Origin of the sequence: Pseudomonas sp. AD21, assembly GCF_002878485.1 — a bacterium.
In the GTDB taxonomy this organism is placed as follows: Bacteria; Pseudomonadota; Gammaproteobacteria; order Pseudomonadales; family Pseudomonadaceae; genus Aquipseudomonas.
This window is the reverse complement of record NZ_NQYG01000003.1, coordinates 1-13,755: the sequence shown is the minus strand read 5'-3', so window position 1 is coordinate 13,755 and position 13,755 is coordinate 1. Positions and strand designations below refer to the sequence as shown.

Here is a 13,755-nt window from a genome sequence, read left to right as displayed (position 1 = left end):
AGACTAACGCAGGCACATGACGCGCGGATATACGAAAAATCCGCATGTCGTGCAGGACTTAGAAACGTCGCAAATCGAGCGTCATCGGCAGCTCGTCGGAGATTGTCAGGTTCGGTATCGGAAGTTTCCCCGGCGTGTGTCCGATGCGGAAGAAGCGCGCCATGCGCCGGCTCTCTGCCTCGTTGGCATTGACCGGCAAGGTCTCGTAATTGCGCCCGCCCGGGTGTGCAACGTGGTATTGGCAACCGCCCAGCGAACGCTGCATCCAGGTATCGAGCAGATCGAACACCAGCGGCGCATGCACCGGGATGGTCGGTTGCAGGCAGTTGGCCGGTTGCCAGGCCCGAAAACGCACGCCGGCGACGAACTCGCCGATGCGCCCGGTCGGTTGCAGCGGCACCGGAACACCGTTGCAGGTCAGCAGGTAACGCTGCGGCGGCAGCCCGTTGAGTTTGATCTGCAAACGCTCCAGCGACGAATCGACATAGCGCACCGTGCCGCCCGCCGTGCCCTCCTCGCCCAACACATGCCAAGGCTCCAGCGCCTGCCGCAATTGCAGTTCGATGCCATTGACCGCGTAATCACCGACCTTGGGAAAACGGAACTCCAGATGCGCGGCGAACCATTCGGCGCGCAACGGATAACCAGCACTGTTGAGTTCGACGATGACGTCGGCGAAATCCTGCTCGATGAAGTGCGGCAGCATGAAGCGGTCGTGCAGTTCGGTACCCCAGCGCGCCAGTTTCGGCGGCGCATACGGCTCGCGCCAGAACCGCGCGACCAGTGCGCGCAGCAACAACTGCTGGGCCAGACTCATGCGCGCATGCGGTGGCATTTCAAAAGCGCGCAACTCGAGCAGACCGAGGCGCCCGGTCGCACCGTCCGGAGAATACAGTTTGTCGATGCAGAACTCGGCACGGTGAGTGTTGCCAGTGACGTCGATCAGCAAATTGCGCAACAACCGATCCACCAACCACGGCGGGCATTCTTCGCCCACTTGTGGCATCTGCGCGAAGGCGATTTCCAGTTCGTACAAAGCGTCGTTGCGTGCCTCGTCGACCCGTGGTGCCTGCGAGGTCGGGCCGATGAACAAGCCGGAAAACAGGTAGGACAATGACGGATGGTTGTGCCAGTAGCTGATCAGGCTGCGCAGCAGATCCGGGCGGCGCAGGAACGGCGAGTCCGCCGGCGTCGCGCCACCGAGGACAAAATGGTTGCCGCCACCGGTGCCGGTGTGGCGCCCGTCGATCATGAATTTTTCCGTGGTCAGGCGGGTTTGCCGCGCCTCTTCATAGAGAAACTCGGTGCGCTCGACCAGTTCGTCCCAAGTCGCGGACGGCTGCACGTTAACCTCGATAACACCCGGATCCGGGGTGAGGCGAAAGTTGCTCAGGCGCGGATCACTCGGTGGCTCATAACCTTCCAGCAGCACCGGGCAATGCAGCTCTTCGGCGGTGGCTTCGATGGCCGCCACCAGTTCCAGATAATCCTCGACCCGCTCAAGCGGCGGCATGAACAGGTACAACCGCCCTTCGCGCGCCTCGGCACAGAATGCGGTGCGGGTCAGCCAGTCGGCGGATTCGTCAATTTTTGGCGGGCGCTCGTCGGCAGACGCAGGCTGGCCATGACTGTTGAGCTGCGTCGTGTCCGGCAGCGGCGGGAAGTCCTGATTCGGGTCGTTGGGAAGAATGAACGGATACTCGGCGGCCTTCACCCACGGCTGCGAGCCGAGCGGCAGGCGATAACCCAGCGGCGAATCCCCCGGCACCAGTCGGCAATGCTCGTCGCGCAGATACCAGCGCCCGCTCTGCCATTGATCACCCTTGGCGGTGCGCGCCAGCGGCAGAACCTGACCGATCACTTTATCCAGCCCCTGACTGAAGACCTTGCGCAGACGCACGCGCTCCAGCGGCTCCTCCAGCCGTGAGTCTTCGGCGCTGACGTTGCTCGGCAGCGCGCCTTCGCGCCAGAGGTAATAGAAATTGTCTTCGTAGGCCGGGAACACAAAGCGCGCAGGCAATTTCAGACGTTCGGCGACACTCGCCAGAAAGCGCCCAGCCAGCACGCCGTCGGCGCCGTAATCCTGCTGCTCGTCGGCGATCAGCGCGTTGTTGTGCCAGATCGGTACGCCATCACGGCGCCAATAACAGTTGAGCGACCAGCGCGGCAATTGCTCGCCCGGGTACCACTTGCCCTGACCGAAATGCACCAGGCCTTTGGGCGCGTAGTGTTTGCGCATGCGCTGGAACAGTTCGGCGGAGAGCCGGCGCTTGTCCGGGCCCAGCGCTGCAGTGTTCCACTCGGCGCCGTCGGGGTCGTCGATGGACACGAAGGTCGGTTCGCCGCCCATGGTCAGGCGCACATCACCTTCCAGCAGATCGGCATCGATCTGCCGACCCAGCGCTTGAATCGCCAACCACTGCTCGTCGGTGTAGGGCTTGGTCACCCGTGGTGCTTCCCAGATCCGCTCCACTGACATCTCGTGGCTGAACTGGCATTCGCACGGTTCGACCAAGCCACTGATCGGCGCTGCCGAGGAAGGATCGGGACTGCAGGCCAACGGGATATGCCCTTCACCGGCGAACAATCCGGAGGTGGCATCCAGACCGATCCAGCCAGCGCCCGGCAAATACACCTCGCACCAGGCGTGCAGGTCGGTGAAATCGACTTCGGTGCCGGACGGGCCGTCGAGGCTTTTCACATCGGCGGTCAGTTGAATCAGATAACCGGAAACAAACCGCGCGGCCAAGCCGAGATTGCGCAGCAACTGCACCAGCAGCCACGCCGAATCGCGGCAGGAACCAGAGGCGTGTTCGAGGGTGTGCTCCGGGGTCTGCACGCCCGGCTCCATACGGATCAGGTAGCGGATATCTTCGCTGAGGCGTTGGTTGAGCATCACCAGAAAATCAACCGCCGGCAGCGGCGTGCGATCGATGGCGTCCAGATAGGCTTTGAAGGCCGGCGTCAGCGGCAGGGTTTCGAGGTACGGCGCCAGTTCCTTGCGCTCATCGGCGGCGTAGGCGAAGGGGATTTTCTCGGCGTAGGGTTCGAGGAAGAAGTCGAACGGGTTGAACACCGCCATCTCGGCCAGCAGATCGACCTCGATGCGCAGCTCGTCGGTTTTCTCGGGGAAGACCAGACGCGCGAGGTAGTTGCCCTGGGGGTCCTGCTGCCAGTTGATGAAGTGCTGCTCGGGCGAGACATTCAGCGCATACGAGAGTATCCGCGTGCGGCTGTGGGCAGCCGGGCGCAGGCGAACGATCTGCGGGCCGAGTTCGACAGCGCGGTCGTAGCGGTAATGCGTGACGTGATGCAATGCGACATGAATCGACACGGCGTGCCTCCTGCGAGCCTAAGCGTATTCGAAAGCGCGCAAGACTTATGCCATGCAGGGGCTTGGGCGCTTTCCCGGAATGCTCAGGGCAGTACAGCACCAAAATCGGGCGATGCGGAGAAATGGTTTAGCGAAGTTGCGCCTAAATGTGGCGGCATTTGTTTATGCGGCGCCTGAGAGGACGCCTTCGCGAGCAAGCCCGCTCCCACAGGAGACCGTATTCCAAATGTGGGAGCGGGCTTGCTCGCGAAGGGGCCAGTCGTTTCAACGCACTGTTTGAATCCTGAAATGCAAAACGCCAACCCGAAGGTTGGCGTTCTGTTGAGCTAAAAAGCGACTTAGCGCGGTACCACTGGCTTGCGAGCCGGTTTCGGCCCTTTGCCCTTGGCCGCGTCCTTGCGCTCCTTGGCCGCCTGCTGGTTGCGGGCGAATGCCGCCGCCTTGGCCTGTTCACGCTTGTCCCACGGATTGCCACCGTCACTGGCACGCGGCGGCAGTCCGGTGTGCTGAGTGAGAATCTTGGTGGTCTTCTCTTTGCCCTCTTTCGCGACCTTGTGGCTGCCGGCCGGTGTCGAGTTCTTGCGACGGGCGCTCTGGTAGCTGTCGGTCGCTGGCTGATGGGCCGGAATCAGTTGATCCTTGCCCGGCCCGATCAGATCACCACGGCCCATGCGAATCAGCGCTTCGCGCAGCATCGGCCAGCCCTTCGGATCGTGATAACGCAGGAACGCCTTGTGCAGACGACGCTGGTCTTCGCTCTTGACGATGGTCACGCCGTCACTCTTGTATGTGACCTTGCGCAGCGGGTTCTTGCCCGAGTGGTACATCGCGGTGGCGGTGGCCATTGGCGACGGGTAGAACGCCTGCACCTGGTCGGCACGGAAGCCGTTGCCCTTGAGCCAGAGCGCCAGGTTCATCATGTCTTCGTCGGTAGTACCCGGGTGGGCGGCGATGAAGTACGGAATCAGGTACTGCTCTTTGCCCGCTTCCTTGGTGTACTTCTCGAACATGCGCTTGAACTTGTCATAGCTGCCGATGCCCGGTTTCATCATCTGGTTGAGCGGACCTTCCTCGGTGTGTTCCGGGGCGATCTTCAGGTACCCGCCGACGTGGTGGGTCACCAGCTCTTTGACGTACTCCGGCGACTCGACAGCGAGGTCGTAACGCAGGCCGGAGGCAATCAGGATCTTCTTCACACCCGGCAAGGCACGGGCGCTGCGGTACAGTTGAATCAGCGACGAGTGGTCGGTGTTCAGGTTCGGGCAGATACCCGGGAACACGCACGATGGCTTGCGGCACGCGGATTCGATTTCCGGTGTCTTGCAGGCGATGCGGTACATGTTCGCGGTCGGGCCACCGAGGTCGGAAATGACGCCGGTGAAGCCCGGGACCTTGTCGCGGATCTCTTCGATTTCGCGAATGATCGACTCTTCGGAACGGTTCTGGATGATCCGGCCTTCGTGCTCAGTGATCGAGCAGAAGGTGCAGCCACCGAAGCAGCCACGCATGATGTTCACCGAGAAACGGATCATGTCGTAGGCCGGGATCTTTTCCTTGCCGTACGCCGGGTGCGGAACCCGTGCGTAAGGCATGCCGAACACGTAGTCCATTTCTTCAGTGGTCATCGGAATCGGCGGCGGGTTGAACCAGACGTCGATCTCGCCATGCTTCTGCACCAGCGCACGGGCGTTGCCCGGGTTGGTTTCCAGATGCAACACGCGGTTGGCGTGGGCGTACAGGACCGGGTCGTTACGCACCTTTTCCATCGACGGCAGGCGGATCACGGTCTTGTCGCGGGTCATCTTCGGGCTGGCCAGGATCTGTACGACCTTGGCTTCCTCAGGATCATCCACCGGGCCCTTCTCTTGCTCGATGGCGCAGGCCTGGGTGTCCTGGGTGTTCACGTACGGGTTGATGATCTTGTCGACCTTGCCCGGACGGTCGATACGCGTGGAATCGACTTCGTACCAGCCTTGCGGCGTGTCACGGCGAATGAACGCGGTGCCGCGCACGTCGGTGATGTCTTCGATCTTGTGCCCGTAGGACAGACGCTGCGCGACTTCGACAATCGCCCGCTCGGCGTTGCCGTACAGCAGAATGTCGGCGCTGGCGTCGATCAGGATCGAATTGCGCACGCGATCCTGCCAGTAGTCGTAGTGGGCGATGCGGCGCAGGGAAGCTTCGATGCCGCCGAGTACGATCGGCACATGCTTGTACGCTTCCTTGCAACGCTGGCTATAGACCAGGCTCGCGCGATCCGGACGTTTGCCGGCCATGCCACCCGGGGTATAGGCGTCGTCGGAGCGGATTTTCTTGTCCGCGGTGTAGCGGTTGATCATCGAGTCCATGTTGCCGGCCGCGACGCCGAAGAACAGGTTCGGCTCGCCGAGCTTCATGAAGTCGTCTTTGGACTGCCAGTTCGGCTGGGCAATGATCCCGACGCGGAAGCCCTGGGACTCCAGCAGCCGGCCGATGATCGCCATGCCGAACGAGGGGTGATCGACGTAGGCATCACCGGTGACGATGATGATGTCGCAGGAATCCCAGCCGAGCTGATCCATCTCCTCCCTGCTCATCGGCAGGAACGGCGCTGGCCCGAAACATTCGGCCCAGTACTTTGGATAGTCAAATAACGGCTTGGCTGCTTGCATGTCGATAACCGGTGTTGGCTTTCATTGAATTTCGCGGGCGCGGAATATAGCACAAATTTTGACCAATTCCGACGGCTGTGGTCGGAAATTGCGCCACGCCCATTCGCGAGCAGGCTCGCTCCCACATTTGAACGCATTCCAAATGTGGGAACGAGCCTGCTCGCAAAGAGGCCAGATCAGGCGACGAAGATTACTCGTCGTCGTCGAAGTTATAGCTGCCCGGCGCAAGGTTTTCGAAACGGGTGTACTTACCGATAAACGCCAGGCGGATAAAGCCGATCGGGCCGTTCCGCTGCTTGCCGATGATGATTTCGGCGATGCCCTTGTGTTCGGTTTCCGGGTGATAGACCTCGTCCCGGTACACGAACATGATGACGTCGGCGTCCTGCTCGATCGCTCCGGATTCCCGCAAGTCGGAGTTCACCGGGCGCTTGTTGGGACGTTGTTCCAGGGAGCGGTTGAGCTGCGACAGCGCCACCACCGGGCAGTTGAATTCCTTGGCCAGGGCTTTCAGGGATCGCGAGATCTCGGAAATTTCGTTGGTCCGGTTGTCACCACTGGAGCCAGGGATCTGCATCAGCTGCAGGTAGTCGATCATGATCAGGCCGACATCGCCGTGCTCGCGCACCAGACGCCGGGTCCGCGCCCGCATTTCCGACGGGCTGATACCGGCAGTATCGTCGATGAACAGCTTGCGGTCGTTGAGCAGGTTGACCGCCGAGGTCAGGCGTGGCCAGTCGTCGTCTTCCAGTTGGCCGGAACGGACCTTGGTCTGATCGATACGCCCCAGGGACGAGAGCATACGCATGATCAGCGATTCGCCTGGCATCTCGAGGGAGTACACCAGCACTGCCTTCTCGCTGCGCAGTACGGCGTTTTCCACCAGGTTCATCGCGAAGGTGGTTTTACCCATCGACGGACGGCCGGCGACGATGATCAGGTCGGACGGCTGCAGGCCGCTGGTCTTCTCGTCGAGGTCGGTGTAGCCGGTGGACAGGCCGGTGATCGCGTCGGCGGTGTTGAACAGGGTGTCGATGCGATCGATGGCCTTGGTCAGCAGTTCGTTGACGCCCACCGGACCGCCGGTTTTCGGCCGGGCCTCGGCAATCGCGAAGATCTGCCGTTCGGCTTCGTCGAGGATCTCTTCGGCGGTACGCCCCTCAGGATTGAAGGCGGCGTCGGCGATTTCGGTGCTGATGCCGATCAACTGGCGCAACGTCGCGCGCTGGCGGACGATCTGCGCGTAGGCCTTGATGTTGGCGACAGACGGCGTGTTTTTCGCCAGCTCGCCGAGATAACCGAGGCCACCGACCTGCGAGGTCTGACCTTCCTTGTCCAATTGCTCGGCAAGGGTCACGACGTCGATCGGGGAGTTCTGATCGGCCAGTTTGGCGATCGCACGGAAGATCAAACGGTGGTCATGCCGGTAGAAATCGCCGTCGGAGACTTGATCGAGCACGCGTTCCCAGGCGTTGTTGTCCAGCATCAGACCACCGAGTACAGCCTGTTCAGCCTCGATGGAATGCGGCGGCACTTTCAGCGCGGCGGTTTGCAGATCGTATTGCTCGGGAGCGGAGATTTCGTTCATGGCCACTTGGAGTCAGGGTTGAAAACGGGAGTACCAGAAAGACAAAGGGCACGACCTGTAAACAGGATCGTGCCCGATGTTACCGGCAAGCACCCGAGGGTGCCAGCCGACAAGTGTTGCTTAAGCTGCTACCACGACAACGCGTACGGTGGCTTCAACTTCGGCGTGCAGGTGCACAGCCACGTCGAATTCACCCACGTTGCGGATGGTGCCGTTCGGCAGACGAACTTCGCTCTTCTGCACTTCAACGCCGGAAGCGGTCAGTGCGTCAGCGATGTCGTGAGTACCGATCGAACCGAACAGCTTGCCTTCGTCGCCAGCGGTGGCAGTGATGGTCACTTCCAGCTCGGCCAGTTGGGCAGCACGGCTTTCAGCCGATGCTTTACGGTCTGCGGCAGCTTTTTCCAGCTCAACACGACGCTCTTCGAAAGCAGCCAGGTTGGCAGCGGTCGCAGCGGTAGCTTTGCCGAAAGGCAGCAGGTAGTTACGGCCGTAACCGGCCTTAACGTTTACTTTGTCGCCCAGGTTGCCCAGGTTGGCGATTTTTTCCAGAAGGATCAGTTGCATGTGGAAATCCTCTTAACTTTTAACCTTCACCGTTCGCGTTATCGGTGTCTTTCGACACGTGACGACCGCGAAAATCAATCAGGCTGTCGACAATGGCCAGGACCACGAGCAACGGATAGAACAGCTGCATGAACAACAGCAGCGTGACGTACAACCCCACCAGCCAGAAACCGGCCAGTCGCTTCTGCCCGACCAGCCCGTGAATCAGGGCGAGTCCGGCGAACACCAGCGGTACACTGCACAACGGCGTCAACATGGCCATCTGTGCACCGAGATTCGGGCCCAGAAGCATCAACGCCAGCAGTAACATCGCCGGCCCCAGCGGGATCCGGATGGCGCGAAACTCGCGACCAAAACCACCCGGGTTGTACAACAACGCCTGCCAATGCCGCCCGACGATCAGGCTCAGCACGCTGACGATCTGCAACAATGCCGCAATCAGTCCGGTCAGGACCGGTGCAATCAGGGACGCGAAACGCGCCTGCTCATCGACCGACAATTGCTTGTAGGTCTCACCGAGAAGCGCCGGCATGACCTTTATCAAGGCCTGCGCGAGCATCTCGATCTGGGCCGCAAACGCTGCCCCGAGCACCACCGAAAACACCACTCCAATCACTACGCTGACCAGCAGCGTGCGGACCCAGGATTCGCTTGCGCGCAAAACCAACGCAAGCCCCGAAGAACCCAGCAGCACCAGAAGTGCCCGTGGGTCATCGGCATACAGCCACCAGATCAACGCCGGCAGCAGCCCCAGAGACAGAACACCCAGGGCGTCCGTCAGTCCGCGCCGCAGCAGCACCAGGCTCCCCGCGGCAGCACCCAACCAATACAACAACGGCAATGTTGCACATCCGGCCACCACGAGAGTGGCCTGCATACGGCCTCGCATGATGAACTCAGCTAAGGCACGCATGCATTCAATCCTTTGCTACTTGTCGACTGCCCGGTCTCAGCGGCCGTGGCTGTCGGTGTAGGCCAGCAGGGCCAGGAAGCGGGCGCGCTTGATAGCGGTGGCCAGCTGACGCTGATAACGAGCTTTGGTACCGGTGATGCGGCTTGGAACGATTTTGCCGGTCTCGGATACGTAGGCTTTCAGAGTGTTGAGATCTTTGTAATCGATCTCTTTCACGTCTTCAGCGGTGAAGCGGCAGAATTTACGACGACGGAAGAAACGTGCCATTTGATAGGCTCCTTAAAAGGTCCGTGGATTACTCGTCAGCGTTATCGCTGTTGTCGCTGTCATCACTATCAACGCTATCAGCGCCTTCGTGCTCAGGACGGTCGCGACGCTCACGGCGCTCACTGCGGTTTTCTTCAGCCTTGAGCATCTCGGACTGGCCGGTAACGGCTTCGTCGCGACGGATGACCAGGTTACGGATCACTGCATCGTTGTAGCGGAAGTTGTCTTCCAGCTCGGCCAAGGCCTTGCCAGTGCACTCAACGTTCAGCATCACGTAGTGAGCCTTGTGAACATTGTTGATTGCGTAGGCCAGTTGACGACGGCCCCAATCTTCCAGACGGTGGATTTTGCCGCCGTCTTCTTCGATCAGCTTGGTGTAACGCTCAACCATGCCGCCGACTTGCTCGCTCTGATCCGGGTGGACCAGAAAGATGATTTCGTAATGACGCATGAATGCTCCTTACGGGTTGTAGCCTGCCGCTCAAAAACGGTCAGACAAGGAGTGAATGACACTTATGGACTTGCTGGCGCGGGGCACATGCGTGCCTGCCGTCACAGCAAGGGGCGCAATTGTAGAGAAGGGACAGAAGAGGTGCAAGGCAATTGGTGATTATTTGAACAACCACCAATTCATGCCACACCAAAAAACACTGCGGGAGCGAGCCTGCTCGCGAATGCGGTCTGTCAGGCAACATTTACGTCGACTGACACTCCCCCTTTCGCGAGCAGGCTCGCCCCCGCATTTGAATCGTGTACGACTCAGGATTTCTTGGCGGCAGCCTTGGCTTTGGCGCCGCGCTGACGCTGGGCTTCGAACAGGCACACGCCAGTAGCGACCGAGACGTTCAGGCTGCTGACGCTACCGGCCATCGGCAGGGTCACCAGATAGTCGCAGTGTTCGCGGGTCAGGCGACGCATGCCTTTGCCTTCGGCGCCCATGATCAGGATGGTCGGGCCGGTCAGGTCCTGGTCATAAATGCTGACCTCGGCCTCACCCGCCGTGCCGACCACCCACAGACCGCGCTGCTGAAGTTTTTCCAGCGTGCGGGCGAGGTTGGTCACTGCCACCAGCGGAATCACTTCCGCCGCGCCGCAAGCCACCTTACGCACCACCGGGGTCAAGGTTGCCGACTTGTCTTTCGGCACGATCACCGCCAGCGCACCGGCCGCATCCGCCGAGCGCAGGCAGGCACCGAGATTGTGCGGATCGGTCACGCCGTCAAGCACCAGCAGCAGCGGCGCGCCTTCGGTGCGGTCGAGCAACTCGTCGAGCATCGCCTCGCCCCAGACCTGGCTCGGACTGACATCCGCGACCACGCCCTGATGCACGCCCTCAACCCAGGCGTCCATTTCGCGGCGCTCGGCCTGGCCGACCTGAACGCGATTTTCGTTGGCCAGCTCTACCAGAGTCTGTACGCGCGGATCGTTGCGGCTTTCCGCCAACCAGATCTGCTTGACGCGTTTCGGGTGGTGACGCAACAACGCTTCTACCGCGTGAACGCCGTAGATTTTTTCCAACTGACTCATGACTTCGCCTTCGGTTTACGTGCCCCGCCACTTTTGGCTGGAGCGGAACCCGTTTTTGGCGGGCCCTTACGATGTTTGCTCGGTTTCGCTGGCTTGCCGCCGGAGGCCTTTTCAGGCGCCGACCGCCCGGTCTTTCCCCCGGACGCCGCTTTACCACCGCTTTTGGCATCGGCCAGCAAGGCCTTCTTCATTTCACGGCTTTTGCGCAGCTCGGCGTTTTTCGCTACGGCGTCACTCGGGCGATAGGCTTCTGCGGCTTTTTCCTTGGCAGGACGGCGGCTGGCGGTTTTTGCCGGGGCCTTCTCTTCCGAGGTTTTCGCGGCAGGCGCTGAAGTTTCGGCACCACGCTTTTTGCGACCAATCGGCGCGCTGATGGTTTTTTCCGCCATCTCGAAGTCGATCTTGCGCTCGTCGAGGTCAACGCGCATGACGCGCACTTCAACGGTATCGCCAAGACGGAAGCTGCGACCGGTACGCTCGCCCGCCAGGCGGTGATGCACAGGATCGAAGTGGTAGTAATCGCCCGGCAGCGCGGTGACATGCACCAGGCCTTCGACGTAGATATCGGTCAGCTCGACAAACAGGCCAAAACCGGTCACGGCGGTGATCACACCCGGGAACGACTCGCCCACGCGATCCTTCATGAACTCGCACTTGAGCCAGTTCACGACGTCGCGGGTCGCTTCGTCGGCACGGCGCTCGCTCATCGAGCATTGTTCGCCGAGTTGCTCCAGCGCCGCCTCGTCGTACGGATAGATGCGCGCCTTCGGAATGGTCATCGCACCGGCACGACGAACGTGCGGGGTGTCCTGTTTCGAATGGATCACGCTGCGGATCGCGCGGTGCGTCAGCAGGTCTGGATAACGACGGATCGGCGAAGTGAAGTGGGTATAGGCTTCGTAATTCAGGCCAAAGTGGCCCTGATTATCAGCGCTGTAGACCGCCTGGCTCAGCGAACGCAGCATCACGGTCTGGATCAGATGAAAATCCGGACGGTCCTTGATGCTCGCCAACAGGGCCTGATAATCCTTCGGCGACGGGCCATCCTTGCCTTTGTGCAGGGACAGGCCGAGCTCGCCGAGGAAGGCGCGCAGTTTTTCCAGACGCTCCGGTGGCGGGCCGTCGTGGACGCGATACAGCGCTGGAATCTCATGCTTCTTGAGGAACTCGGCGGTGGCCACGTTGGCCGCCAGCATGCATTCCTCGATCAGCTTGTGCGCATCGTTGCGGGTGGTCGGACGGATTTCGGCAATCTTGCGCTCGGAACCGAAGATGATCCGGGTTTCCTGCGTTTCGAAGTCGATCGCGCCACGCACATGACGGGCGGCCAGCAACACTTTGTACAGCGCATAAAGCTGTTTGAGGTGCGGCACGACGTCGGTGTACTCGCCACGCAGCTTGCGCGCTTCAGCGACCTTAGGCGTTTCCAGCATCGCGCTGACCTTGTTGTAGGTCAGACGAGCGTGGGAATGGATCACCGCCTCATAGAAGCAGTAGTCGGTCATTTCGCCGGACTTGGAGATGGTCATCTCGCAAACCATGGCCAAACGGTCGACTTGCGGGTTCAGCGAGCACAGCCCGTTGGACAGCTGCTCAGGCAGCATCGGCACTACGCGCTCAGGGAAGTACACCGAGTTGCCGCGCACCTGGGCTTCGTTGTCCAGCGCAGAACCGATCTTCACGTAGCTGGAAACGTCGGCGATGGCCACGTACAGCTTCCAACCACCGGAGAACAGGCGCAGCTTGCCCGGCTTGGCTTCGCAGTAGACCGCGTCGTCGAAGTCGCGAGCGTCTTCACCGTCGATGGTCACGAACGGCAGATGGCGCAGGTCAATGCGCTTCTCTTTGTCTTTCTCTTCGACTTCCGGCTTGAGCTTGGCCGCTTCTTTCAGAACGGCTTCAGGCCAGACGTGTGGAATGTCGTAGGTGCGCAGGGCAACATCGATTTCCATGCCCGGCGCCATGTAGTTACCGACGACTTCGACCACGTCGCCTTGCGGCTGGAAGCGCGGGGTTGGCCAGTGGGTGATTTTCACCTCGACGAACTGACCGATCTGCGCGTTGGCGTTGCGACCCGGGGTGACCAGCACTTCCTGCTGGATCTTCGGATTATCGGCAACGACGAAACCGATGCCGCCTTCTTCGAAGTAACGACCGACGATGCTCTCGTGAGCACGGGTCACCACTTCGACGATCACGCCTTCACGACGGCCGCGACGGTCGAGACCGGAAACACGGGCCAAGGCACGGTCACCGTCGAACACCAGACGCATTTGCGCCGGGCTCATGAACAGGTCATCGCTGCCATCATCCGGCACCAGGAAGCCAAAACCATCACGGTGACCGCTGATGCGGCCGAGGATCAGGTCGAGCTTGTCCACCGGCGCGTAAGTGCCGCGGCGGGTGTAGATCAGTTGAGCGTCGCGCTCCATGGCGCGCAGGCGGCGGCGCAGGGCTTCGATCTGGTCTTCTGTGGTCAGACCAAACTCTTCGACCAGTTGCTCGCGGGCAGCCGGCGAACCCCGATCGGCGAGATGCGCCAGGATCAGTTCGCGGCTAGGAATAGGGTTTTCATATTTTTCCGCTTCACGAGCGGCCTCGGGATCGAGGGACTGCCAATCGGCCATTAGAGAGTTTTCACCTTGTCTATATGCGGGTTAGTTTGGCATAGGCGCCATCAAACGGGAAATTTCCCACTCTATAAGGCTCTTCTAGAGCCTTGTATCGACGCCTGAAAGCCCTTTTGAACACCGTCGGTAAAAAAAATCATTTTTTTTGCTGGCAGGGGTTTACAGTTAAAAAGACGCTCCGTATAGTGCGCGCCATCGACGACGTACATACGTTGACGAGATGCCCAGGTGGTGAAATTGGTAGACACGCCAGCTTCAGGTGCTGGTGACCTTACGGT

10 protein-coding genes are annotated in these 13,755 nt (G+C 60.6%); all 10 read right to left on the bottom strand.

The features are described from left to right. Positions 1–58 precede the first annotated feature (58 nt). Positions 59–3,334, bottom strand: a complete 3,276-nt coding sequence (locus tag PseAD21_RS02275; protein ID WP_102354320.1) for a DUF2126 domain-containing protein — start codon at positions 3,332–3,334, stop codon at positions 59–61. A gap of 338 nt (positions 3,335–3,672) precedes the next feature. Continuing rightward, positions 3,673–5,985 (bottom strand): YgiQ family radical SAM protein, encoded by a 2,313-nt coding sequence (locus PseAD21_RS02270; RefSeq protein ID WP_102354319.1) that lies wholly within the window; start codon positions 5,983–5,985, stop codon positions 3,673–3,675. A gap of 190 nt (positions 5,986–6,175) precedes the next feature. Continuing rightward, positions 6,176–7,573, bottom strand: coding sequence for a replicative DNA helicase (dnaB, locus tag PseAD21_RS02265; RefSeq protein WP_102354318.1), 1,398 nt, complete (start codon positions 7,571–7,573; stop codon positions 6,176–6,178). Positions 7,574–7,693: 120 nt separating this feature from the next. Next, complete coding sequence (rplI, locus tag PseAD21_RS02260) at positions 7,694–8,140, bottom strand: 50S ribosomal protein L9 (protein ID WP_102354317.1); 447 nt, start codon at positions 8,138–8,140, stop codon at positions 7,694–7,696. A gap of 19 nt (positions 8,141–8,159) precedes the next feature. Then, on the bottom strand, positions 8,160–9,053 hold the full coding sequence (locus PseAD21_RS02255; RefSeq protein WP_102354316.1) for a hypothetical protein: 894 nt from the start codon (positions 9,051–9,053) through the stop codon (positions 8,160–8,162). 36 nt (positions 9,054–9,089) lie between these two features. After that, the gene (rpsR, locus tag PseAD21_RS02250) at positions 9,090–9,320 is read right to left on the bottom strand and encodes a 30S ribosomal protein S18 (RefSeq protein WP_002551829.1); all 231 of its coding nucleotides are present in this window, start codon (positions 9,318–9,320) and stop codon (positions 9,090–9,092) included. Between the two features lie 28 nt (positions 9,321–9,348). Beyond that, on the bottom strand, positions 9,349–9,771 hold the full coding sequence (rpsF, locus tag PseAD21_RS02245) for a 30S ribosomal protein S6 (RefSeq protein WP_025111846.1): 423 nt from the start codon (positions 9,769–9,771) through the stop codon (positions 9,349–9,351). Positions 9,772–10,079: 308 nt separating this feature from the next. Continuing rightward, complete coding sequence (gene rlmB, locus PseAD21_RS02240) at positions 10,080–10,847, bottom strand: 23S rRNA (guanosine(2251)-2'-O)-methyltransferase RlmB (protein ID WP_102354315.1); 768 nt, start codon at positions 10,845–10,847, stop codon at positions 10,080–10,082. Then, on the bottom strand, positions 10,844–13,474 hold the full coding sequence (gene rnr, locus PseAD21_RS02235; RefSeq protein WP_102354314.1) for a ribonuclease R: 2,631 nt from the start codon (positions 13,472–13,474) through the stop codon (positions 10,844–10,846). The genes rlmB and rnr overlap by 4 nt, the downstream gene beginning before the upstream one ends. Positions 13,475–13,545: 71 nt before the next feature. Beyond that, on the bottom strand, positions 13,546–13,755 hold a 210-nt coding region (locus tag PseAD21_RS29850; protein ID WP_218244966.1), incomplete at its 5' end, for a hypothetical protein.